Annotated in this window: 18 protein-coding genes; 12 read left to right on the top strand and 6 right to left on the bottom strand. The window is 71.4% G+C overall.

Translation table 11 applies throughout. The features are described 5' to 3' along the window. The first annotated feature begins 15 nt into the window (after nt 1-15). The 4 genes from AB0B57_RS01510 (at nt 16) to AB0B57_RS01495 (ending at nt 6,262) form a co-directional block, all read left to right on the top strand. Nucleotides 16-2,841 carry an AAA family ATPase gene (locus tag AB0B57_RS01510; protein WP_357063903.1) on the top strand — a complete coding sequence of 942 codons (2,826 nt, stop codon included), beginning with the start codon at nt 16-18 and terminating at the stop codon, nt 2,839-2,841. A gap of 10 nt (nt 2,842-2,851) precedes the next feature. Further along, nucleotides 2,852-4,000: an acyl-CoA dehydrogenase family protein gene (locus AB0B57_RS01505; protein WP_357063900.1), complete on the top strand. Its 1,149-nt coding sequence runs from the start codon at nt 2,852-2,854 to the stop codon at nt 3,998-4,000. Between the two features lie 17 nt (nt 4,001-4,017). Continuing rightward, nucleotides 4,018-4,479 (top strand): MaoC family dehydratase, encoded by a 462-nt coding sequence (locus AB0B57_RS01500; RefSeq protein WP_357063897.1) that lies wholly within the window; start codon nt 4,018-4,020, stop codon nt 4,477-4,479. Between the two features lie 355 nt (nt 4,480-4,834). Next, nucleotides 4,835-6,262, top strand: a complete 1,428-nt coding sequence (locus tag AB0B57_RS01495) for an endo-1,4-beta-xylanase (protein ID WP_357063894.1) — start codon at nt 4,835-4,837, stop codon at nt 6,260-6,262. A gap of 84 nt (nt 6,263-6,346) precedes the next feature. On the opposite strand, the gene AB0B57_RS01490 is transcribed toward AB0B57_RS01495, so the two are convergent. The 5 genes from AB0B57_RS01490 to AB0B57_RS01470 form a co-directional block, all read right to left on the bottom strand. Next, complete coding sequence (locus AB0B57_RS01490) at nt 6,347-7,573, bottom strand: sigma-70 family RNA polymerase sigma factor (protein WP_357063891.1); 1,227 nt, start codon at nt 7,571-7,573, stop codon at nt 6,347-6,349. After that, a complete protein-coding gene (locus tag AB0B57_RS01485) occupies nt 7,573-7,959 on the bottom strand; it encodes a YciI family protein (protein WP_357063888.1) in 387 nt (128 codons plus the stop codon). The genes AB0B57_RS01490 and AB0B57_RS01485 overlap by 1 nt, the downstream gene beginning before the upstream one ends. Nucleotides 7,960-8,130: 171 nt before the next feature. Then, on the bottom strand, nt 8,131-9,201 hold the full coding sequence (locus AB0B57_RS01480; protein ID WP_357064496.1) for a cellulose binding domain-containing protein: 1,071 nt from the start codon (nt 9,199-9,201) through the stop codon (nt 8,131-8,133). Between the two features lie 391 nt (nt 9,202-9,592). Continuing rightward, nucleotides 9,593-10,600: an acetylxylan esterase gene (locus AB0B57_RS01475; protein ID WP_357063885.1), complete on the bottom strand. Its 1,008-nt coding sequence runs from the start codon at nt 10,598-10,600 to the stop codon at nt 9,593-9,595. A gap of 22 nt (nt 10,601-10,622) precedes the next feature. Then, the gene (locus AB0B57_RS01470; RefSeq protein WP_357063883.1) at nt 10,623-11,678 is read right to left on the bottom strand and encodes a substrate-binding domain-containing protein; all 1,056 of its coding nucleotides are present in this window, start codon (nt 11,676-11,678) and stop codon (nt 10,623-10,625) included. Nucleotides 11,679-11,996: 318 nt separating this feature from the next. Between AB0B57_RS01470 and AB0B57_RS01465 the strand changes: the two genes are divergently transcribed. The 7 genes from AB0B57_RS01465 (at nt 11,997) to AB0B57_RS01435 (ending at nt 21,123) form a co-directional block, all read left to right on the top strand. Further along, entirely contained in the window at nt 11,997-14,372 is a 2,376-nt protein-coding gene (locus AB0B57_RS01465) for a glycoside hydrolase family 3 N-terminal domain-containing protein (protein WP_357063881.1), read from the top strand. Nucleotides 14,373-14,382: 10 nt separating this feature from the next. Further along, the gene (locus AB0B57_RS01460) at nt 14,383-15,372 is read left to right on the top strand and encodes an ABC transporter permease subunit (protein WP_357063878.1); all 990 of its coding nucleotides are present in this window, start codon (nt 14,383-14,385) and stop codon (nt 15,370-15,372) included. A gap of 41 nt (nt 15,373-15,413) precedes the next feature. After that, nucleotides 15,414-16,277: a carbohydrate ABC transporter permease gene (locus AB0B57_RS01455; protein ID WP_357063876.1), complete on the top strand. Its 864-nt coding sequence runs from the start codon at nt 15,414-15,416 to the stop codon at nt 16,275-16,277. A 53-nt stretch (nt 16,278-16,330) separates the two neighbouring features. Next, complete coding sequence (locus AB0B57_RS01450) at nt 16,331-17,968, top strand: extracellular solute-binding protein (RefSeq protein ID WP_357063873.1); 1,638 nt, start codon at nt 16,331-16,333, stop codon at nt 17,966-17,968. Between the two features lie 115 nt (nt 17,969-18,083). After that, nucleotides 18,084-18,770, top strand: coding sequence for a DUF624 domain-containing protein (locus tag AB0B57_RS01445; protein ID WP_357063871.1), 687 nt, complete (start codon nt 18,084-18,086; stop codon nt 18,768-18,770). Continuing rightward, nucleotides 18,767-18,988 (top strand): hypothetical protein, encoded by a 222-nt coding sequence (locus tag AB0B57_RS01440; RefSeq protein WP_357063868.1) that lies wholly within the window; start codon nt 18,767-18,769, stop codon nt 18,986-18,988. Before AB0B57_RS01445 ends, AB0B57_RS01440 begins: the two co-directional genes overlap by 4 nt. Then, nucleotides 18,985-21,123: an alpha-glucuronidase gene (locus AB0B57_RS01435; RefSeq protein ID WP_357063866.1), complete on the top strand. Its 2,139-nt coding sequence runs from the start codon at nt 18,985-18,987 to the stop codon at nt 21,121-21,123. The genes AB0B57_RS01440 and AB0B57_RS01435 overlap by 4 nt, the downstream gene beginning before the upstream one ends. Nucleotides 21,124-21,163: 40 nt before the next feature. On the opposite strand, the gene manD is transcribed toward AB0B57_RS01435, so the two are convergent. After that, entirely contained in the window at nt 21,164-22,372 is a 1,209-nt protein-coding gene (gene manD, locus AB0B57_RS01430) for a D-mannonate dehydratase ManD (RefSeq protein ID WP_357063864.1), read from the bottom strand. A 318-nt stretch (nt 22,373-22,690) separates the two neighbouring features. On the opposite strand from manD, the gene AB0B57_RS01425 reads away from it, so the two are divergent. Beyond that, complete coding sequence (locus AB0B57_RS01425; RefSeq protein WP_357063861.1) at nt 22,691-24,067, top strand: PHB depolymerase family esterase; 1,377 nt, start codon at nt 22,691-22,693, stop codon at nt 24,065-24,067. The last annotated feature ends 76 nt before the right edge of the window (nt 24,068-24,143 follow it).

The following is a 24,143-nucleotide window of genomic DNA, read 5'->3' as shown; positions in this document are numbered from 1 at the left end:
GGTGACACTTCATGCATGGTTGCTGCATCGAGAGTGCAACTAACCGTGCTGCATGGCCGGGACGACGAATGCCGCGCCGTCCGGTGCCTGCTCGACGGCGTGACCAACGGTGGGGGTGCCCTGCTGCTGCACGGCGAATCGGGCTCGGGCCGCACCGCGCTGCTGGCCCACGCCCACCGCCACGCCACGGGCTGCACCGTGCTCGCCGCGAGCGGCCTGGCCGAGGAGGCCGCGCTGCCGTACGCGGGTCTGCAACGACTGCTCGACCCGGTGTCGCACCACGCCGCGGCCCTGCCCACGCAACAGCGCGACCTGCTGCGGCGGGCGCTGGGCGGAAACGGCAGCCCGGCCCACCGTCGGCTCGCCCTGTCCATGGCCGTGCTCGGCCTGCTCGCCGACGTGGCACGGGACCGCCCGCTGCTCGTCACCATGGACGACGTCGACCGCGGTGACCCCCTGACCGCGCAGGTGCTGGCCGTCGTGGCGCGCCGGCTGCGCAACCTACCGGTCGTCGTCCTGCTCACCGCGGACGTCGCGGTCACTGTCGACGGGATCCCGGCACACCGCCTCCGGTCGCTCGACCAGGGCGCCAGCGTCGCCGTCCTCACCGACCGGCTACCCGAGCGGCCCGCCGCGTCGGTCGTGACCGCGCTGGCGACGGTCGGAGGCGGCAATCCGCAGGCCCTGGTGGACCTCGCCGAGGTGCTCAGCCCCGCCCAGTGGCGCGGCGAGGAGGCGCTGCCCGCCGAGCCACCAGCGGACGGCGCGTTGGGCCGCGCGTACCGGGCCCGTCTGGACCGGTTGTCGCCGGACACCCGGCGGATGCTGCTGCTCGCCGCGCTCGACGCCGACGGTACGCCGGGCACGCTCATCCGCGCCGCCGCAGCCGCCGGCACCGGGGTCGAGGCGCTCGCCCCGGCGGAGGTCGCCGGCCTGGTCCGCGTCGAGCCGCAGGGCGTCACCTTCCCCCAGCCGCTGGTGCGCACGCTGATCGCGGCCAGCGCGCCACTCGCCGAGCGCCGGGCCGCACACCGTCTTCTCGCCGGGGTGCTTGTCGCGGACGGGCAGCGGCTGCGCCGGGCGATGCACCTCGCCGCCGCCACGGCGGGTGCCGATCCGGCCCTGGCCGCGGAGTTGGAGGAGGCGGCCTCGGGTGGAGCCGGCGGCTGGCCCGTGGCCTCGGCGGCGCTGCGCCGGGCTGCCGAACTCAGCGATCATCCGGCCCAGACGGCCGCCCGGCTGCTGAGCGCCGCCGACTACGCCTGGGTCGGCGGGCAACCCGAGGTGGTCCGGCTGCTGCTCGACCGCCTGCGCACCGTGTCCACGGACCCGGTCGTGCGGGGCCGCGCCGACCTGCTGCGCGGTGAGGTGGAGCTGCGCTGCGGTGCGGCGTCGGACGCGTCGGCGAGGCTGCTGAGCGCTGCCGAAGCGGTGGCCGACAGTGATCGGGCCCTGGCGTTGTCCGGGTTGGTCCGAGCCGGCGAGGCCGTCTGCTTCGCCGGCGACCAGTACCGGTACGCCGAGGTCGGCCGGCGGGCGCTGGCCGTGCGGCGGCCGACCGACCCGCCGGCGATGGAGCTGATGAGCAGTCTGGTCGCCGGGGTGGCGGCGACCCTGCGCGGCGACCATGAGCGCGCCGGTCCCACGCTGCGCCGCGCCGTCGTGCTGGGCGGCCGGCTGAGCGGGTCGGCGGTGACCCCCACCGCGCTCACCTGCGCCGCGGCGGCCGGCCTCGTGGTGGCCGTGGACGGCGCGGCGCACCGGCTCGCCGAGCGTGCCGTCGCGCTGGCCCGGGACCGGGGCGAGGTGTCCATGCTGCCCCGGGCACTGGAGTTGCGGGCGATCGCCGAGTACTGGCAGGGCCGGCACGAGGCGGCGGCGGAGACCTCCCGCGACGGGTTACGGGTCGCCCGTGCCACGGCTCAGGTCAACTACGCCAACGTCCATCTGGGCCTGCTCGCCGTGCTCGCCGCGATCCGGGCCGACCGCGACACCAGCCTGCGGCAGATCCGGGAGATCGGCGAGTCGCCGACGCCGGGCAGCCGTCCGCACGCGCTCGCCGGGTGGGCGCTGGCGGTGCTCGACCTCATCGAGGGTCGGCACGCCAAGGCCGCGGACCGGCTGGCGTCGTTGGCTCGGCTCGGGACGGGCCGAGGCCAGGTTCTCGTGCAGGTGATGGCGACGCCCTACCTGGTGGAGGCGGCGGCGCACCTGGCACACCGACCGGCGGCCGAAGCCGCGCTCGCCGTGTTCGACAGGTGGGCCAGCAGCACGGCGAGCCCGTTGCGCCGGGCCCTGTCCGCCCGGTGTCACGCGCTTCTCGCACCTCGGGGCAGTGCCGAGGCGGAACGGAACTTCCAGGCGGCGCTGCGGCTGCACCCGATGGAGGCCGGCACGTTCGAGCTGGCCCGTACCGAGCTGCTCTTCGGTCAGGAGCTGCGGCGCAGCCGACGCCCGCGCGACGCGCGTACGCACCTGCACCAGGCCCGGGAGATGTTCAGCCTGCTCGGGGTGGCGTGCTGGGCCGAGCGGGCCACCACCGAGCTGCGGGCAGCGGGGGAGTCGGTCGGTCCGCCGGACCTGCCGGCGGCACGGTTGCTGACCGGCCAGCAACTGCGGATCGCGGAGCTGGTCGCGGAGGGCGCCACCAACCGGGAGATCGCCGTCCGGATGTTCCTCTCGATCCGTACGGTCGACCACCACCTGCGCAACGTGTTCCACCGTCTCGGCATCCGCTCGCGGACCGAGCTGGTCCGCGCCTTCGCGAGCGAGCGGCACGCCGGGCTGGCTCCGACAGGTGACCCGGGGGCCGGTCTGGACGACTTAAACTATCACCGCTAGTTTGATGGTCATGGACCTCACCCTCTCCGCCGAGCAGGCCGCGGTCCGCCAGCTGGCCGCCGAGTTCGCCGACCGCGAGCTGGTGCCGCACGCCGCCGCCTGGGACCGACGCGAGTCGGTCGACCCGGCCATCGTCGGCCTGCTCGGCGACCTGGGCTTCCTGGGGCTGACCATCGCCGAGGCCGACGGCGGCTCCGGCGGCGACCACCTGGCGTACTGCCTGGTCCTGGAGGAGCTCGGCCGGGGCGACTCGGCGGTGCGCGGCATCGTCTCGGTCTCCCTCGGCCTGGTCGCGAAGTCGATCGCCGCCCACGGCACGGCCGAGCAGCGGGCCGAGTGGCTGCCCCGGCTCTGCGCCGGCACCGCTCTCGGCTGTTTCGCGCTGACCGAGCCGGACAGCGGCTCGGACGCGGCCGCGCTGCGGACCCGCGCGGTCCGCGACGGCACCGACTGGCTGCTCACCGGCACGAAGACGTTCATCACCAACGGCACCACCGCCGATGTCGCGCTGGTCTTCGCCCGCACCGGCGGTCCGGGACACCGGGGCGTCACCGCGTTCCTGGTGCCCACCGACAGCCCGGGGCTGGCCCGCCGGGAGATCCACGGCAAGCTGGGCCTGCGCGGCCAGGCCACCGGCGAGTTGCGCCTCGACGAGGTACGCGTGCCCGACGCGGCCCGCCTCGGCGCCGAGGGCGGCGGGTTCCGGCTGGCCCTGGCCACCCTCGCCAAGGGCCGGATGTCGGTGGCCGCCGGGTGTGTCGGCATCGCCCAGGGCTGCCTGGACGCGGCGGTCGGTTACGCCGGGCAGCGGACCCAGTTCGGCAAACCCATCGCGGGGCACCAACTCGTCCAGCAACTGCTCGCCGCCATCGCCGTGGACACCGCCGCCGCCCGGCTGCTGGTGTGGCAGGTGGCCGATCTGATCGACCGGGACCAGCCGTACGCCACCGAGGCGTCGATGGCCAAGCTCTTCGCCAGCGAGGCCGCCGTCCGCGCGGCCAACAACGCGGTCCAGGTCTTCGGCGGGTACGGCTACATCGACGAGTATCCGGTCGGCAAGTACCTGCGGGACGCGCGGGTCGCCACCCTCTACGAGGGCACCAGCCAGATCCAGCAACTCCTCATCGGACGCGCGCTCACCGGCGTCAACGCCTTCTAGTGTCAAGGAGACCTGCCGTGCGAGTCTTCACCTCGTTCGACGAGTTGACCGCCGCCGTCGGCGAGACCCTCGGGCCCGGTCCGTGGGAACGGATCGAGCAGAGCCGCGTCGACCTCTTCGCCGACGCCACCGACGACCACCAGTGGATCCACGTCGATCCGGTCCGGGCCGCGTCGGGGCCGTACGGCGGGACCATCGCGCACGGGTACCTGACGTTGTCGCTGCTGCCGGCGCTGGCCGGCCGGCTCTACCGGGTGCAGGGCGTGGCGATGGGGGTCAACTACGGGCTGAACCGGGTGCGCTTCCCCGCCCCGGTGTCGGTCGGCGCCGCGGTCCGGGCCACGGCCACCATCGCCGAGGTGTCCCCGGTGACCGGCGGCGTACAGGTGGTCGCGACGGTCACCGTGCAGAGCGACGGCGGCGGCAAGCCCGTCTGTGTGGCCGAGACCGTCAGCCGGCTCTACCTCGCGACGAGTTGACGGCGGTCCAGCCCGGCTCTGCCTTGCGGAGAAGTTCCGGAATTTGCGGTCCTTCCAGCGCCGCGGCTCCGCCGCGCTCGTCGGCTCCCGACACCGTGCACCTGCCGAATGGCCGCCCACCTGGACGGCTGCGTCTTCGGCTGCTGAACGGCGCCCCTGGGGTCTCGTAAAACTTCCGGAAATTGTTGCTCGTCGATCAGCGGCGCTGACATACTCCACATCCATCGGAGTCGATGATCGAGGGCATGTGCCTCTTCCCGGGCACCCCTTTCGTGCGTGGTCTCGACCCGATACCCCACCACCCACCGGGGTGCCGCGTCAGACACCCCGTCCGGGTCCACCGGAAGGAAGAGACATGACCGAGAGGTGCCACGGGGACACCCGCCCACCGGCGGGCCCACGAGCGCGTACGGCTATCGTCCTCGCCGCCGCGGCTCTGCTCGCCGCGACAGGTGCCGCGTTCCTGCCGAGCACGGCGAGCGCCGGAACCACCCTGGGCGCGTCCGCCGCCGAGAAGGGTCGCTACTTTGGCACCGCGGTGGCCGCGAGCCGGTTGAGCGACAACGCGTACACCACGATCCTGAACCGTGAGTTCAACATGGTCACGGCCGAGAACGAGATGAAGATGAACGCCACCGAGCCGCAGCAGGGCCGGTTCAGCTACGGGGCGGCGGAGCAGATCGTCAACCACGCGCGCAGCCGCGGCATGAGCGTGCGGGGCCACACCCTTGCCTGGCACTCGCAGCAGCCGGGCTGGATGGAGAGCATGAGTGGCAGTGCGTTGCGGCAGGCGATGCTCAACCACGTGACGCAGGTGGCCACGCACTTCCGGGGTCAGGTCGTGGCGTGGGACGTGGTGAACGAGGCGTTCGCCGACGGCAGCTCCGGGGGTCGCCGCGACTCGAACCTGCAGCGCACCGGCAATGACTGGATCGAGGCGGCGTTCCGGGCGGCCGACGCCGCCGATCCGACCGCGAAGCTCTGCTACAACGACTACAACACCGACAACTGGACGCACGCGAAGACCCAGGGTGTCTACAACATGGTGCGGGACTTCAAGGCCCGTGGCGTGCCGATCGACTGCGTCGGTTTCCAGTCGCACTTCAACAACAACTCGCCGTACGTGAGCAACTACCGCACCACGTTGTCCAGCTTCGCGGCGCTGGGCGTGGACGTGCAGATCACCGAGCTGGACATCCAGGGCGCTCCGGCGAACACCTACCGCAGCGTGGTGGAGGACTGCATGGCCGTGCCCCGCTGCAACGGCATCACGGTCTGGGGCATCCGCGACAGCGACTCGTGGCTGGCCTCGCAGACGCCGCTGCTGTTCAACAGCAACGGTTCCAAGAAGGCCGCGTACGACGCCGTGCTCGCCGCGCTGAACAACGGCACCCCGGTCCCGACGACGGCGCCGCCGACAAGCGTCCCGCCGACCTCCGTCCCGCCGACCTCCGTCCCGCCCACCTCGGCGCCGCCGACCACGGCGCCGCCCACCACGCCTCCGCCCGGCGGCGACTGCACCGCGACCCTGCAGGACAGCACCCGGTGGGGCGACCGGTTCAACAGTCAGGTGACAGTCAGCGGGGCGAGCAACTGGAGCGTCGTGGTGGCCGTCACCCCGCCACAGAAGGTGTCCGCCACCTGGAACGGCAGCCCCAGCTGGGACAGCAGCGGAAACGTCATGACGATGCGGTCGAACGGCAGCGGCAACGTCTTCGGCTTCACCACCATGGCCAACGGCAACTGGACACGCCCACAGGTGCTCTCCTGCACCGCCTCCTGAGCACCACCGCACGCTGACGGGGCGGCGACGGGATCCCGTCGCCGCCCCTCCTTCCTCAACGGATCGGGCCGACGGCTGGCGACGTCAGCTCAGCGCCGCCGCCTTGCCCAGGAGCACCGCGCGTTCGCGCTGGTTGGCGCAGAGCCGGGCGGCCAGCTCCAGTTCGGTGCGCGCCTCCGTTCGCCGGCCGAGGCGGGTCAGTAGCTCACCGCGTACGGTCGGGACCAGATGCGAGCCGGGGAGCCGGTTCGCGGCGATCAGCTCGTCCACGATGGCCAGGGCCCGAGCTGGACCCGAGGCCATGGCCACGGCGACGGCCCGGTTGAGCTCGACCACCGGTGAGGGCGTGGCCCGGCCGAGTGCCTCGTAGAGCACCACGATCCGGTCCCAGTCGGTCTCCGTGACCGACGGGGCCGACGCGTGGGTGGCGGCGATCGCGGCCTGTAGGCCGTACGGGCCGAGGCCGCGAGCCGATGCCCTGGACAGCGCGGTCAGCCCACGGCGGATCGCCGAGGAGTCCCACAACCGGCGGTCCTGATCCGCGAGCAGGACCGGCGCACCGTCCGGGCCGGTCCGGGCCGGGAAGCGTGCGGCCGTCAGCTCACACAACGCGAGAAGGCCGTGCACCTCCGGTTCGTCCGGCTGCAACGCGGCGAGCGTGCGGGTCAGCCGGACCGCCTCGTACGCCACGTCGGGGCGCAACAGTCGGTCGCCCGAGGTGGCCGTCGACCCTTCGGTGAAGATCACATAGAGGACGCTGAGCACACCGGCCAGACGGTCCCGGCGCTCGCCGGCCGGCGGCAGCTCGAACGGCACCCCGGCCGCCGCGATCGTCTTCTTGGCCCGGGTGATGCGGGCCTGCACGGTCGGCACCGGGACCAGGAACGCGCGGGCGACCTCCTCGCTGGACAGGCCGCCGACCACGCGCAGGGTCAGCGCCACCCGGCCCTGCGGGGAGAGCACCGGGTGGCAGCTGACGAACATCAGCGCCAGGACGTCGTCGTCGATCCGGTCGAGATCGACGTCCCTGTCGAGCACCGAGTGGACCGCCGGGTCGGCCGCCAGCAGGGCGTACCGGTCGTGCAGGGCGACCCGGCGGCGAATCGCGTCGATCGCCCGCCGCCGGGCGGTGGCCATCAGCCAGCCGGCCGGGTTGGCCGGAGAAGCACGCGGCCACGACACCAGCGCCTCGGCCACCGCCTCCTGGGCCGCGTCCTCGGCCAGCTCGAAATCGCCGGTGAACCGGGTCAGCGCGGCGACGATCCGGGCCGACTCGACCCGCCAGACGGCCTCGACGTCGGCCGTACCCATCAGATCTGGCCGTTGCTCTCGCTGCCCGGCGGAACCTCGTCGGCCTCGGCCACCCGCCGGACCTCGATCTTGGACCCGCGGACCGCCGGGAACCGGGTGGCCCACTCGACGGCCTCCTGTTTCGTGGCGACATCGAGCAGGAAGTAGCCACCGAACAGTTCCCGGGTCTCGCCGTACGGCCCGTCGGTGACCACCGGGGCCTCGCCGCTGAAGTCGACCACGACGCCCCGGCCCGGGTCGTCCAGCCCCTCGGCCGCGACGAGCACACCGGCCCCCATCATCTCCTCGATGAACCGGCCGGTCGCGGCCATCGCCTCGTCGATGGTGGCCATCATGGCCGCGTTCGTCTCGTCGGTGCCCCGCATGATCAGCATGTACTTCGACATCGTGTTCTCCTCGTCCGGCGGGGCCGCCTCCGGGCCCGCACACCCCCATGTCGAACGAGCGGCGCGCGGATCGACACGGCCGGTCAATAATCTCCCGCCGTGACGCGGGCCTGTGCTCTGGACGAGGGGCGCGGTGCCGGGCCCGTGCGGCCCGGCACCGCGACAGAACCGTCAGGCGACCGCGCAGGCGGTGCCGTTGAGGGTGAACGCGGACGGTCGGCCGGCGTTCCCGGTGTGGGTGGCCTGGAAGCCGATGTCGACCGAGGTGCTCGGCGCGATCGTCGAGTTGTAGGAGACGTTACGGGCGGTCACCGCCCCGCTCGACGGGGAGTAGTCGGCGTTCCAGCCGCCGGTGATGGTCTGCCCGCCCGGCAGCGTGAACGCCAGTGCCCAACCGTTGACCGGCGTGCTGCCCGTGTTGGCCACCGAGACCGCCGCGGTGAGCCCGTTGCCCCAGGCGTTGACCGTGTACGTGACGCGGCACCCGCCGGACGGCGGCGGCGTGGTCGGAGGCGGTGTGGTCGGAGGCGGCGTGGTGGGCGGGGGCGTGGTGGGCGGCGGCGTGGTCGGTGGGGGAGTGGTCGGTGGCGGGTCGCCGCCGATGCTGCCGGGCACCGTCCGCAGGGCGTCGTACCAGGCCACGGCCATCTTCCGATAGCCGGTGGCATTGGGGTGCACCCCGTCGGCCAGGTCGCTGAGGGTCAGGGCGCGGTACATGTCGACCAGGTGGACGCGTTTGCCGGCGGCGGCCCTGGTCTGCACGATCCCGGGGATCGCCGCGTTGTATCCCCGGACCTGGTTGTCCGCGCCCGACTTCGGGATGATCGTCGCGACGAACACGTCCGCGTTCGGGACGGTGTTGGTGATCCGGTCGACAAGGGTGGCCAGTCGGCCCGGGGCGCCGGAGGTGTCGCCGTACATGTCGTTGGTGCCGATGTGCAGCAGCACGGTCCGGGGATTCGTGGCCCGCAACCAGTTGACCACGTTGGCGTCGATCTGGGCGATGGTCCATCCGGAGTGGCCCTGGTGGTCGTGGTCGCCGAGGCTGGCCGGGCCGTTGAACTGGGAGCCGACGAAGTCGATCCGGTAGCCGCCGGCGATGAACCGCTGCCAGAGCTCGATCCGGTAGCCGCCCGCGACGTTGAACCCGTCGGTGATCGAGTCACCGAGGGGCATCACGCGTACGCCGCCGTTGGATTCGGCGCTCGCCGGCGTGGTCGCGATGGGTACGGCCGCGGCCATGGCCGCGGCAGCGGCCAGCGCCGCCCACCACCGGCGGGCTCGCCGGGGCCTCGGCGTCGTCGCGGTGGGTGTCGGAGGGACGGGGTGGCCGAGCGGTGCACTGCTCATGGGACATCCTCTGGTGGTGAGGGCGCGCGACAACGGCGACCACCAGGAGACGGCCGCCGCCAGGACGCGGTAGGCGGGCTGCGCGCAACGACCAGGAACCCGGACGTCGACACTGGTGGTCGTGGCGCTGCGGCTGGCACGGGTCATCGAGGGTCGGAGCCGACAGACCGATGATCCGTGGCGGAAGTGTGCCCTGCACCTCGCCTGACGCACCCTAACGTGTTATCGCTAACATCGGCAATAGATCGGCGTCCGGCTATGCATCATGCCCCGGACGGCGCGCCTACCCGCGGGAGGGGACAGCCGGGTGCAGCGTCGAGTCGAGCCAGCGCAGCTGACGCCGGACGTGCACGGCCTCGCCGCCCTCGTGACCGTTGAACGGGTAGACGTGCATCTCGCGCGCGGGCGGCACCGGGAGCCGGGCCGCCGCCCCGTACTGGTTGTAGGCGGCGAAGCCGGTGCTCGGTGGGCACACGGTGTCCCGCAGCCCGATCCCGAAGTGTGCCGGCGCGGTCGCCCGCCGGGCGAAGCTGACGCCGTCGACGTAGGACAGGGTGCGCCAGACCGCGTCCTCCGCCTCCCGGTGCACGGCCAGGTACCGGGCGATCTCGCCGTACGGCGCGGGTTCGCTGAACTGGACGGCCCGCCGCATGTCGCACAGGAACGGGGCGGTGCTCAACACCGCGCGAAGGTCGCCGACCAGGCCGGCCACCGCCAGGGCCACGCCGCCGCCCTGGCTGTTGCCGACCACGGCGACCCGGGCGCCGTCGACCCCCGGCAGGGCGCGGACGGCCTCGACCGCCCGGACCGCGTCGGTGATCAGACGCCGGTAGTGGTAGTCGCGGGGGTCGAGGATCCCCCAGGTAACCGGCCAGGGCCCGCCGGGTGCGCCGTGCGGGTCGGGGGTGTCCCCGGCGCCGTACTGGCCCGCCTGGCCCCGGTTGTCCATCAGCAGGTGGGCGTACCCGGCCGTGGGCCAGGTCAGCCGCTCGTGGGGCAGGCCGCGACCACGGCCGTAGCCGGCGTACTCGACGACGGCGGGCAGTGGCCCCGCCACCCCGGCGGGGCGGGTGTACCAGGCCCGGACCGGGTCGCCGCCGAAGCCCGCGAACGTGACGTCCCAGGAGTCGAGCAGGCGCAGGTCGGTCGGCTCGGGACGGACGTCGACGAGCACCGGTCGGCTGGCCGCCTCGGTGAGGGTGTCGCGCCAGAACTCGTCGAAGTCGTCGGGTTCCACGATCTCGGGCGCGTACCGCTGGAGGTCGTCGAGCAGGGCGGCGGAGTGGGGCACGGGTCCTCGCAGGGGGCTCGGGTCAGTGCGGGCTGGCGGGGGGTGCGGTGCTGGCGGGGGGTGCGGTGCTCTCCCGGACGACCAACTCGGTCACCAGGTCGATCCGGCTGGTCGCCGGCTCGTTGCCCCTGGTCAGGTCGAGCAACATCTGGGTGGCGATGCCCGCCATGTCCCGCAACGGCTGGTTGATCGTGGTGAGGGCCGGGTCGGTCCAGGTGGAGACCGGGAGGTTGTCGTACCCGATCACCGACAGGTCCTCGGGCACCCGCAGGCCGCACTGGCGGGCGGCCCGGAGCACCCCCATGGCCTGGATGTCGGAACCGGCGAAGATCGCCGTGGGGCGAACCGGCCGGCGGAGCAGTTCCAGCCCGTGGGCGTGCCCGGCGCCCGCGGAGAAGCTGCCGTAGCGGATCAGCTCGCGGTCGACGGTGAGCCCGGCCTCGTCGTGGGCCGACTGGAAGCCGGCGGCGCGGGCACGACTGCAGAGCACGTCGGGCGGCCCGGAGATGATGGCGATCCGTCGGTGCCCCAACTCGAGGAGGTGCCGGGCGGCGAGCAGTCCACCGTTCCAGTTGTTCGAACCGACGGTGGGTACGGAGGCCGAGGTCGCGCTGTCGGTGTCGACGACGACGAACGGAATGCCCTGACGCCGCAGGTGTTGTTGTTGGGCCTCGGCCAGGTGGGAGAGGACGAACACCACGCCCAACGGGCGGTCGGCGAGAATCGTGTCCAGCCATCGGGCCGGGGGGCGGTGCGCGCCGTCGAGCTGGGCGACCGACATCCCGACGCCGGCCGCGGTGGTCACCGCCTCCACGCCGCGCAGGATCTCCATGGCCCACCCGGTGTCGAACTCGTGGAACACGAGATGGATCCGCCCCCCGCTGGTCGAGGGTCGCCGGACACGGCGCTGGTACTGGTGGCGATCGAGGCTCGCCTCCACCCGTGCTCTGGTGCCCGGAGCGACATCGCCACGTCCGTTGAGGACCTTGGAGACCGTGGCGACCGAGACGCCGACATCGTGGGCGATTGTCGCGATGGTGGTGGAGGCGGGTGGGTCGAGCGGGCGGTGCTCTGTCATCGCGGCCCCATACGACATCCGAAAATTTCGGGAGACCCTAACACGATTGGCCGATCGCGCCAGCCGTTGCGGCAGTCGACCCGTCCGTTTCGCGGACCATTCTGCCCCCGGTTCGCGACAGAGTGCCGATGGTGGAGTCACCGTGTGCGCCGAGCGACCGCCGGAGTCCAGTTGGGACTCTTGACACCCATCGATGGGGCACTTAGGTTGCCGAAAAGGTCGCGCAGGCTTCCGGAAAGTTTCGGATCGGGTAAACGTCCGCCACCGAACTGGTTCCACCAGGGCACGGGGATGTGGCCGGAGCTAAGGGGTCATGGCATGAGAAGTCAGTTGCCCGTGGACAACGACGGCGCGCCGTGGCGCGATCCCCAGCTGTCGCCGACCGAACGGGCCGAGGCGCTCCTGCCGTTGATGACACTCGAGGAGAAGATCGCGCAACTCATCGGAGTCTGGGTCGGCGCGGACGCCTCCGGCGAGGGTGTCGCCCCACACCAGTCCGACATGATCAGTGAACTCCCGCCGTGGAGCACCGTCATCCAGTACGGGTTGGGCCAGCTCACCCGACCGTTCGGCACCGCGCCCGTCGACCCGGTGCTCGGTGCCCGGTCGCTCGCCGCCTCCCAGGCGCAGATCGTCGCCGCCAGCCGGTTCGGCATTCCGGCGCAGGTGCACGAGGAGTGCCTCACCGGGTTCGCGGCCTGGCGGGCCACCGTCTACCCGACCCCGCTGAGCTGGGGCGCGTCCTTCGATCCGGAGCTGGTCGAGGTGATGGCCGACCGGATCGGGCGCTCCATGCGCGCCGCGGGTGTGCACCAGGGGCTCGCGCCGGTGCTCGACGTCACCCGCGACTACCGCTGGGGCCGCACCGAGGAGACGATCGGTGAGGACCCCTACCTGGTGGGGACCACCGGCGCCGCGTACGTGCGGGGGCTGGAGGGCGCCGGTGTCGTCGCCACCCTCAAGCACTTCGCCGGCTACTCCGCCTCCCGGGGCGGGCGCAACCACGCGCCGGTGCCGATGGGTCGTCGGGAGCTGACCGACGTGATCCTGCCGCCGTTCGAGATGGCCCTGCGCCTCGGCGGCGCCCGGTCGGTGATGAACTCCTACGCCGAGATCGACGGCCTGCCCGTCGCCGCCGACGAGGCACTGCTGACCGGCCTGCTGCGCGACGAGTGGGGCTTCACCGGCATCGTGGTCGCCGACTACTTCGCCGTCCGATTCCTGCAGACCCTGCACGGTGTCGCCGGCGACGCCGCCGACGCGGCCCGGCTCGCCCTGCGCGCCGGGATCGACGTCGAGCTGCCCACCGTGGACACCTTCGGCACCCCGCTGGTCGAGGCCGTCCGCCGCGGCGACGTCGACGAGGCGCTGATCGACCGGGCACTGCGGCGGGTGCTGATCCAGAAGATCGAGATCGGCCTGCTCGACGCGGACTGGCAGGAGCTGCCCGACGACGTGGCGGCCCTGCGGTTCGACGACGAGGTCAGCCAGGACGTGGCCGTGCGCCTGGCCCGGGAGTCCGTCGTCCTGCTGCGCAACGGCGGCGTCCTCCCGCTGCCCGCCGGCAGCCGGGTCGCCCTGGTCGGCCCGGTCGCCGACGACCCGATGGCCATGCTCGGCTGCTACTCGTTCCCCAACCACGTGGGCATCCACCACAGCGAGCACGGGCTCGGCCTGGAGATCCCCTCGCTGCGCGACGAGCTGGCCCGACGCGTCCCGCTGCTCACCCACGAGCCGGGCTGCACCATCACCGGCGAGGACACCTCCGGCATCCCGGCCGCGGTCGCCGCGGCGGCCGCCGCCGACCTGTGCGTGCTCGCCGTCGGTGACCGCGCGGGCATGTTCGGCCGGGGCACCTCCGGTGAGGGCTGCGACGCCGTCGACCTGCGGCTGCCCGGTGTGCAGGCCGATCTCGTCCGGGCCGTCCTCGCCACCGGCACCCCGGTCGTCCTGGTGCTGATGACCGGCCGCCCCTACGCGCTCGGCCCGGAGTTCGACAGCGCGGCGGCAGTGGTGCAGGCGTTCTTCCTCGGGCAGCTCGGCGGGCAGGCGCTCGCCGAGGTGCTCACCGGTGCCGTGAACCCGTCCGGGCGGTTGCCGGTCAGCGTTCCCCGACATGCCGGCGGGTTGCCGGGCACCTACCTGTCGCCGCCGCTCGGGCGCCGCACCAAGGTCTCCTCGGTCGACCCGACCCCGGCGTACCCGTTCGGTCACGGGCTGAGCTACACCACCTTCGAGTGGTCCGACGCCGCCGTGGTCGACCCGGCGGGCGAGACGCGGGACGAGCCGGCGGCGTGGCCGGTCGACGGCGAGGTGCGGGTGCGGATCACCGTCACCAACACCGGTGACCGGGCCGGCACCGAGGTGGTGCAGCTCTACCTGCACGACCCGGTCGCGCAGACCACCCGCCCGGTGGTCCGGCTGGTCGGCTACACCCGACTGCCGCTGGAGCCCGGCGAGGCGGCGCACGTGACGTTCGGCGTACCGGCCGACCTGGCCTCGTTCAGCGGGCTGTCCGGCCGGCGGGTCGTCGAGCCCGGCGAGGTGGAGCTGCGGTTCGGCCGGTCGAGCGGCGACGCGGTGGCGACCCTGCCACTGCGGCTGACCGGCGTCGAGCGCCAGGTCGGCCACCAGCGGGACCTGCTCACGTCGGTGCGGGTGGAGCCCCTCGTGGCCGTCCCGCATCCCGCCTAGGAGACCGAGGATGACATCGACCCTACGGCCACCGCCGCCGGCACCGCCCCAGTCTCCGACGGAGGCCTCCGGCCCCGCCCCGAGAGCACCGCGCCGGCGGCGGAGCTGGCGGCAGGCCCTGCGCCGGGACTGGCAGCTTTACTCGTTGGCCGTCCTGCCGCTGCTGTTCTTCCTGGTCTTCCGCTATCTGCCGATGCTCGGCAACATCATCGCGTTCCGCCGCTTCAAGCCCGGCGGCAACATCTTCGGTGAGTACTGGGTCGGCCTGCGGTACTTCCGGATGTTCCTCACCGACCCGACGTTCTGGGAGGTCTTCACCAACACGCTCGTGCTCGGGACGCTGACCCTGCTGTTCTGCTTCCCGCTGCCGATCGTGCTGGCGCTGATGCTCAACGAGGTGCGCGCCCGCCGGTTCAAGCGGTTCGTCCAGTCGGTGTCCTACCTGCCGCACTTCCTGTCGATCGTGATCGTGGCGGCGATGGTCATGCAACTGACCTCGGTCGGTGGCGCGGCCAACCAGCTCGTCGGCCTGTTCGGCGGGGAGCCGGTGGCATTCCTGCAGAAATCGGAGTGGTTCCGCACCATCTACGTCTCGTCCGAGGTCTGGCAGACCGTCGGCTGGGGGACGATCCTCTACCTCGCCGCGCTCACCACTGTCGACGAGGACCTGTACGAGGCGGCCCGGATCGACGGCGCCAGCCGGTGGCGGCAGACCTGGCACGTGACGTTGCCGGGGATCCGGCCGACGATGATGACGCTGCTGATCCTCAACATCGGCAACTTCCTGGCAGTCGGGTTCGAGAAGATCCTGCTGCTCTACAACCCGCTGACGTACCCGACCGCGGACGTGGTCTCCACCTATCTGTTCCGGATGGGCTTCCAGTCCAGCAACTTCAGCTACGCCGCCGCCATCGGCCTCTTCGAGGCGGTGATCGGGTTGATCCTGGTCCTGACGGCGAACCTCATCTCGCGGCGCACGGTGGGGACCAGCCTGTGGTGATCCTCGGTACGAAAAGCGACGCCCCGAAGACGCGGGGTCCGGTGGACAGCCGGGGCTACCGGATCTTCCGGATCGTCAACACGGTCGTCCTGATCGGCGTCGTGGTCGTGACGCTGTTCCCGTTCCTCAACATCGTGGCCCGCTCGCTCAGCGAAGAGGCGTACATCATCACGGGGAAGGTGAGCATCGTCCCGCGCGGGTTCGACCTGACCGCGTACAAGCTGTTGATGTCCGACGGGTTGTTCTGGACGAACTACCGCAACACGGTGGTATACACGGTGGTCGCCACGCTCATCTCGATCGTGCTGACCACCTGTTACGCGTACGTGCTGTCGAAACCGCAGCTCAAGGGGCGCGGTGTCCTGGTCGGCATCGCGCTGTTCACCATGTTCTTCTCCGGCGGCCTGATCCCCAACTACGTGCTGGTCACCAGCCTGGGGATGAAGAACACCATCTGGGCCGTGGTGGTCCCCAACGCCATCAGCGTGTTCAACCTGCTGGTCATGAAGGCGTTCTTCGAGAGCCTGCCGAGCGAGCTCGAGGAGGCCGCCGCCGTCGACGGGCTGAACACGTACGGCATCCTGCTGCGGATCGTGCTGCCGCTCTCGAAGGCGATCATCGCGACGATGGTGCTCTTCTACGCGGTGTCCTTCTGGAACTCGTGGTTCACCGCGTTCCTCTACATCGACCGGCAGGACCTGCTGCCGGTCACGGTCTATCTGCGCAACCTCATCGCGGGCGCCACCAGCGCCGAGTCCGCCGCCGCCGACGCCGACAAGGTCCAGGCCGCGGCCACCCTCGAGGCCGTGACGATCGTGCTCACCACCCTGCCGATCCTGGCGGTCTACCCCTTCGTCCAGCGGTACTTCGTCCGCGGCGTGATGCTCGGCGCGGTCAAGGGGTGACGCCGGCGCTGCACCGTCCCACCTTCGAATCCCCACCACCGAAAGGACGAGCCATGCTCCACAAGACGTGGCGCCGGGTGGCGATAGCCACCGCGGGTCTGCTCGCGCTCACTCTCAGCACCGCCTGTTCCGAGGACCCCGGCGAGTCGACGGACCTCTCGGAGAACAAGGTCGGGGCGATGGCCACCTACGGCGTCGGCGACCAGTTCAAGGCCACCGAGGCGCTCTCCTTCTCCACCCTCTACAACAACCACACCTTCTATCCGCTCAAGGAGGACTGGGCGTTCTGGTCGGAGCTGACCAAGCGGACCAACGTCAAGATCGAGCCGGTGGCCGTGCCGCTGAGCGACTACGAGCAGAAGCGCAGCCTGTTGATCGGCGCCGGGGACGCCCCGCTGATCATCCCCAAGACGTACCACCCGCAGGAGGACGCGTTCGTGGCCTCCGGGGCGATCCTCCCGGTGAGCGACTACCTGGATCTGATGCCCAACCTCAAGGACAAGATCGCCAAGTGGAACCTCAAGCCGGAGATCGACAACCTGCGGCAGGCCGACGGTAAGTTCTACCTGCTGCCCGGCCTGCACGAGAAGCCCACGCAGGACTACACGGTGCTGGTGCGCACCGACATCATGCAGGAGCTCAACCTCCCCGTCCCGAAGACCTGGGACGACCTGTACACCGTGCTCAAGGCCATGAAGGCGAAGTACCCGAACGTCTACCCGTACTCCGACCTCTTCAGCAAGCCCAACCCGACCGGCGCCCTGCTGAACCTCCTCGGCTCGGCCCACGGCACCTACGCGGGCTGGGACTTCCAGCACGCCACCTGGAACCCGGCGGAGAAGAAGTTCACCTACACCGGCTCGTCCGAGCAGTACAAGCAGATGGTCACGTTCCTGCACAAGCTCGTCGCCGAGGGCCTGCTCGACCCGGAGAGCTTCACCCAGACCGACGACCAGGCCCGCCAGAAGCTCGCCAACGGCAAGTCCTTCGTGGTCACCGGCAACGCGCAGACGCTTGTCAACAACCACCGGCCCGACCTGGCCAAGACCCTGCCGAACGCGAAGATGGCCAAGATCCCGCTGCCGATCGGCCCGGCCGGCGAGGTCAACCCGTTCCCCCGCCTGGAGAACGGCATCATGATCTCCTCGAAGGCCCGAGAGAGCAAGAACTTCGTGGCCATGATGCAGTTCATCGACTGGTTGTGGTATTCGGACGCAGGTTTGGAGTTCGCCCGCTGGGGCGTCGAGGGCACCACCTTCACCAAGGACGCGTCCGGCAAGCGCACGCTCGTCCCTGACGTCAGTTTCCTGGGGCTCAACCCGAAGGCGACCAAGCACCTGCAGAAGGACTTCGGCTTCCAGAACGGCGTCTTCGCCTACGGCGGCGGCCCCGACCTGGTCCGTGGGTTCTTCTCCCCGGAGGAGTTGGAGTTCCAGAAGGTGATGGACGCCCGCAAGCCGCGGGAGGTCCCCCCGCCGCACCCGTTCACCGACGAGGAACGCGAGCAGGTGTCGCTCTGGGAGACCCCGCTGAAGGACTTCGTCACCCAGAACACGCTCAAGTTCGCCCTCGGCCAGCGGCCCCTCAGCGAGTGGGACGCCTACGTGGCCGAGCTGAAGGCCAAGAACTCCGAGCAGTACATCGACGTGGTCAACAAGGCGTACGAGCGGTTCCAGAAGGACAACGGCTGATCAGCGGGGAGTCCGGGCGGGCGGTCCAGCGGGGCCCCCGACCGGACTCCCCGACGACCACCAGCCCGGGGCGGCGCCGCGTCGGCCCCGGCCGTCGCGATCGGAGGGGACAGCGGTGAGCGCTGCGCGCACCTGGCGACAGTTCGGCGACGGACCGCTGTCGCGGATCACCTCGCGTGTCTACATCCTGCTCGTCGTCGAGTTGCTGCTCCTGCTCACCACCCTGCCCGGCCTGCTCCCGCTGCTGCTGCTGGGCCGCGACCCCAGCAACCTGCCGCTGGCCGCCCTCCTCCTGGTGCCGCTCGGGCCGGCGCTCTCCGCTGCCCTGTACGCCCTGCACCACCAGCGCACCGACCTGACCGACCTGCGGCCCGCCAGCGTGTTCTGGCGCGGGTACCGGGCCAACCTGTCCGGCGCGCTGCGCGTCTGGGTGCCGACGCTGCTGTGGCTGACCGTGCTCGCCGTGAACCTCGCCTACCGGGGTGCGGTCGGCCTGCCCGGTTGGTGGGCGGCGCCGCTGGTCCTGCTCGGAGTGGGTGTGACGCTCTGCGCGGCGAACGCCCTGGTGATCACCTCGCTGTTCGACTTCCGCACCCGCGACGTCCTTCGGCTGGCCGTGCACTTCCTCGTGCGTACCCCCGGGGTCACCGTCGGCACCGCGCTGCTGCTGGCCGCGGCGGCCGGGATCACCGCGGTCCTCTCCGAGGCGGTGCTGGCGATGTTCGGTTCGGTCGCGGTCCTGGCGCTCCTGCGCGTCAGCGACCCGATGGTGCGGCTGACCCGGCAGGAGTTCACCCGATGAGCCTGCCCGTCACCGCCGAGATGCCCGCCCGGGGCGACCACAACCCGCAACGGCCGCCTGAAGATCCATTGAAGTGGGGCTATCCTCTCTTCGACACCGTCCGGATCGACCTGGTCGCCATCGGCGTCTTCGACCGGGCGCTGTCCCGCTACGACGTGGCCGGTGCTTCGCAACGACCGCCGTCGTACGGCGTCGTCGTGCTGAAGGAGGATCGGTGAACGCCGAAGAGTCGGTGGAGTTGGAGCAACTGATGTTCGTCGACGAGCCGCTGGAGGGCGACGAGCCGCGCGTGCACGCGGCCTGGCTGCCACCGGAGGCGTTCCGGGCCCTCGGTGCACGGCGCGTTCTCGTCCACGGTGACGGGTTGCTCGTCGACACCGTCCTCGACGAGGTGTCGCGGGCCTGTGCGCGCTACGGCGGGCGGGTCTGGCATTCCCCCTCCTGGGACGTCGACGTCGACCTGGTGCTCGTCCTGCGGGGCGCGAGCGAGTTGCCCAGCCCGGCGGTGCAGGCGGCGCGGTCGGCGGCCGAGGCGGCGCTCGTCGAGCTCGGCGACGGCGGGACGCTCGGCGACGAGGGGTTCCTGCTGGCCCGCGCCGACCAGGTCACCGTGGTGCTGGCCGACGCGCCGGCCGGGTTGCTGTACGGGCTCTTCCACGTGGTCCGGCTCTGCGCGGGGGCCTTCGACCCGGCCCGTCCGCCGGAGCGGCACCGGCCCGCGCTGCGCCGCCGGATGCTCAACCACTGGGACAACGTGGCCGTGCACCCGGTGATGGGCCAGGTCGAACGGGGATACGCCGGCGGCTCGATCTTCTGGCAGGACGGCTGTCCGCGCGGCGACCTGGCCCGGATCCGGGAGTACGGGCGACTGTTGGCCGCCAGCGGCGTCAACGCCATCTCGGTGAACAACGTCAACGTGGCCCGTACCGAGGCGCTGCTGCTCACCGACCGGATCGGCGACGTGGCCGAGATCGCGGACGTGCTGCGCCCGTACGGCATCCGGGTGCACCTGTCGGTCAGCTTCGCCGCACCCGTGGTCCTGGGTGGCCTGCCGACCGCCGACCCCCTCGACGAGACGGTGCGAGCCTGGTGGGCCGCGACCACCAGGCGGGTGTACGAGCGCATCCCCGACTTCGGCGGCTATCTGGTCAAGGCCGACTCGGAGGGGCAACCCGGCCCGTTCACCTACGGGCGCGACCACGCCGACGGGGCGAACCTGCTCGCCGAGGCCCTCGCCCCGCACGGGGGAGTGGTGCACTGGCGGGCGTTCGTCTACAACCACCACCAGGACTGGCGGGACCGGTCCACCGACCGGGCCCGCGCCGCGTACGACCACTTCGCCCCGCTCGACGGGCGGTTCCGCACCAACGTCGTCGTGCAGGTGAAGCACGGTCCGGTGGACTTCCAGACCCGCGAGCCGGTGTCACCGGTGCTCGCGGCGATGCCGGCGACCCGGTTGGCGGTGGAGTTGCAGGTCACCCAGGAGTACACGGGTCAACAGCGGCACGTCTGCCACCTCGGCCCGTGGTGGAGTGAGGTGCTGAGCTTCGCGCCCTGGGGGCCGGGTGGCCGGACGATCGCCGACGTGGTCACGGGAGAGTCGGCGGCGGGCGGTGGGCTGGTCGCCGTCGCCAACGTGGGCGACGACCTCTTCTGGACCGGGCATCCGTTGGCGCAGGCCAACCTGTACGCGTTCGGCCGGCTCGCCTGGGATCCCCGAGCGGACCCGACGACGGTCCTCGACGAGTGGATGACGCTGACCTTCCCGCCGTCGGCCACCGCCGAACCGGAGCTGGTGCGGCGGACACTGCACGAGATCATGGACGACTCGTGGCGCACCTACGAGCGGTACACCGCCCCGCTGGGCGTCGGCTTCATGGTCAACCCCGACGGCCACTACGGCCCCGGCGTCGACGGGTACGAGTACTCGCGGTGGGGCACCTACCACTTCGCCGACCGCGACGGCGTCGGCGTGGACCGCAGCCGCGTGTCGGGCACCGGCTTCGCCGGGCAGTACCCGCCGTACTGGGCCGAAGTGTACGAGTCGCCCGAGACCTGCCCCGACGAGTTGCTGCTCTTCTTTCACCATGTGCCGTACCAGCACGTCCTGCACAGCGGGTCGACGGTCATCCAGCACATCTACGACACGCACTTCGCGGGTGTCGAGGAGGTGACGGCGATGCGCCGGCGGTGGCAGACCCTGAAGGGGATGATCGACCCGGCGGTGTACGAGCGGGTGGCCGAACGTCTCGACGAGCAGGTGCGCTCCGCCACCGAGTGGCGCGACCAGGTCAACACCTACTTCTACCGCAAGTCCGGGGTGCCGGACGAGCGCGGGCGGTGCATCTACTGACCCGGCCGGCCCGAGCGGGCCGGCCGGGTGCGCCACTCGGTCACCAGGGGTGCACCGTGCCGTCCTCCAGCCGGTTCACCGGCAGGTACGCCGGCGAGTACGGGTAGCGGGCCGCTGCCTCCTCGTCGATGTCCACCCCGAGGCCGGGCGTCTCGGCGGGGTGCAGGTAGCCGTCGGCGAAGTGGTAGCCGTGCGGGAACACCTCGTCGGTCTGCTCGGTGTGCCGCATGTATTCCTGAAGGCCGAAGTTGGGAATGGAGATGTCGAGCTGGAGCGCGGCGGCCATGCAGACGGGGGACAGGTCGGTGGCACCGTGTGATCCACTGCGGACGTGGTGCAGCGCCGCGAGGTCGAAGATGCGGCGCAGGTGGGTGATCCCGCCGGCGTGCACCACGGTGGCCCGGATGTAGTCGATGAGCTGCTCCCGGATGAGCTGGGCGGCGTCGAAGATGCTGTTGAACACCTCACCGACGGCGATCGGGGTGGTGGTGTGCTGCCGGATCAGCCGGAAGCCCTCCTGGAGGTCGGCGGGGACCGGATCTTCCATCCAGGTCAGCGCGTAGGGCTCCAGGCTGCGGCCGAGCCGGGCCGCCTCGATCGGGGTGAGCCGGTGGTGCACGTCGTGCAGCAGCCGCAGGGTCGGGCCGAACTCGTCGCGTACCTGGGCGAACACCTTCGGCACGTGCGCCAGATACCGTGGCGTCGACCAGGTCGCCTCGCTGGGCAAGGCGGCGTCGGCCGGCTCGTAGAAGAACTTGTCGGTGCTGACTCCGTACGTCTTGGGCAGGCCCGGCACTCCACACTGCACCCGGACCGCCCGGTAGCCGAGGTCGACGTAGCGGGCGACCTCCACCAGCACCTCCTCGACGGTCTCGCCGTTGGCGTGGCCGTACACGGTGACGCCCTCGCGGGACCGACCACCGAGCAGTTGGTAGACCGGCAGGCCGGCGACCTTGCCCTTGATGTCCCACAGGGCCGTGTCCACGGCGGCGATGGCGCTCATCGTGACCGGGCCGCGCCGCCAGTACGCCCCCTGGTACAGGTACTGCCAGGTGTCCTCGATGCGGGCCGGGTCCCGGCCGATCAGCAGGGGCGCCACGTGGTCGCGCAGGTAGGACGCGACGGCCAGCTCCCGGCCGTTGAGGGTGGCGTCTCCGACACCTGTCACCCCCTCGTCGGTGACGATCTTGAGGGTGACGAAATTGCGGCCGGGACACGTCAGGATGACCCTGACATCAACGATCTTCACTGCTCCTCCTTCGTGCCCACGGCGTCGTCCGCCGGACGCTCGTAGGGGGGGTCGCGCGAGGGAATTGGATGTCCGGCACGTTTCGAGAACATCCCGATAATAGCCCGCGACCGGCCGCCGGTGGTCGGGCCGGTGGTGGTCGCCGGCAGTGCAGGTGAGCCCGGAATCCGTTGCCGCGAAAGGTTTCCGGAAGTATTGACAATCGAGATATCTCGATCGAAGCTGGCTTCGTCACGCGAGCCGGGTCAGGGTCGGGCGAAGGGCAGTCCTCGACTTCAGTCCTCTTCCACGCGCCTATCTCCCGAGGGATCGCGATCGATGACACTCAAGACAAGGCTGCTCGGCGCCGCCATGGCGGCCCTGACGCTGGCCGCCGCCGCGCTGACGTTCGCCACCCCGGCGTCGGCGGCGACGCTGACCCAGGTGACCGGCTTCGGCACCAACCCCACAAACCTCCAGATGCACCTGTACGTCCCGGACCGGGTGGCCACCCGACCGGCGGTCCTGCTCGCCCTGCACTACTGCACCGGGTCGGGCCCGGCATTCCACTCCGGCACCCAGTACGCGTCCCTCGCGGACCGGTACGGGTTCATCGTGATCTACCCGTCGGTGACCCGCAGCAGCAAGTGCTGGGACGTGGCCTCACCGCAGGCCCTGCGCCGCGGCGGGGGCAGCGACCCGGTCGGGCTCATGTCGATGGTCGACTACGTGCGGCAGCGCTACGCCGCCGACCCGGCGCGGATCTTCGCCACCGGCACCTCGTCCGGCGCGATGATGACAAACGTCATGCTGGGTGACTACCCGGACGTGTTCGCGGCGGGCGCCTCGTTCGCCGGGGTGCCGTTCGGCTGCTTCGCCACCGGAGGCAGCTCCGAGTGGAACAGCCAGTGCGCGAACGGGCAGCTCATCAAGACCCCGCAGCAGTGGGGGGACCTGGTCCGTGGGGCGTACCCCGGCTACACCGGCCAGCGGCCCCGCATGCAGATCTGGCACGGCACCAACGACGACACGCTGCGCTACCCGAACTTCGGTGAGCAGGTCAAGCAGTGGACCAACGTGCACGGGTTGAGCCAGACCCCCACGTACACCGACTCGCCGCAGTCCGGTTACACCCGCACCCGGTACGGCAGCAGCGGCCCGACGGCGCCGGTCGAGGCGATCAGCATGCAGGGTGTCACGCACAACCTGCCGGTCGACGCCGCGCAGGTCATCCGCTTCTTCGGCCTGGACGGCACCACCACCCCGCCGCCCACGACGCCACCGCCGACCACGCCACCCCCGACGACGCCACCACCCACCACCCCGCCCCCGACCACGCCGCCGCCGACCACGCCGCCCCCGACCACGCCGCCCCCGACCACGCCGCCGCCGAGTGCGGGCGCCTGCCGGGTCGGCTACACGGTCAACGCCTGGAGCAACGGGCTCACCGCGAGCGTGATCATCACCAACACCGGGACGGCCGCCGTGAACGGGTGGGCGTTGACCTTCACGCTGCCCACCGGGCAACGCATCACCAACGGCTGGAACGCGCAGTACGCACCGGCCAGCGGCGCGGTGACCGCCAGCAACGCCTCCTACAACGCCACCATCGCCCCGAACGCGTCGGTCGAGATCGGCTTCCAGGCCACCCACGAGGGCGGCACCGGCAAACCCTCGTCGTTCGCCCTGAACGGTGCCGAGTGTGCGGTGTCCTGATCTCCCCTTCCACCACCACAGAAGGAGTCGCACGATGAGAAACACCAGATGGAAGGCGGCATCGAGAGCCGTGATC

Source organism: Micromonospora sp. NPDC049101 (assembly GCF_040648675.1).
In the GTDB taxonomy this organism is placed as follows: domain Bacteria; phylum Actinomycetota; class Actinomycetes; order Mycobacteriales; family Micromonosporaceae; genus Micromonospora.
This window is presented reverse-complemented; position numbering and strand designations above follow the sequence as displayed.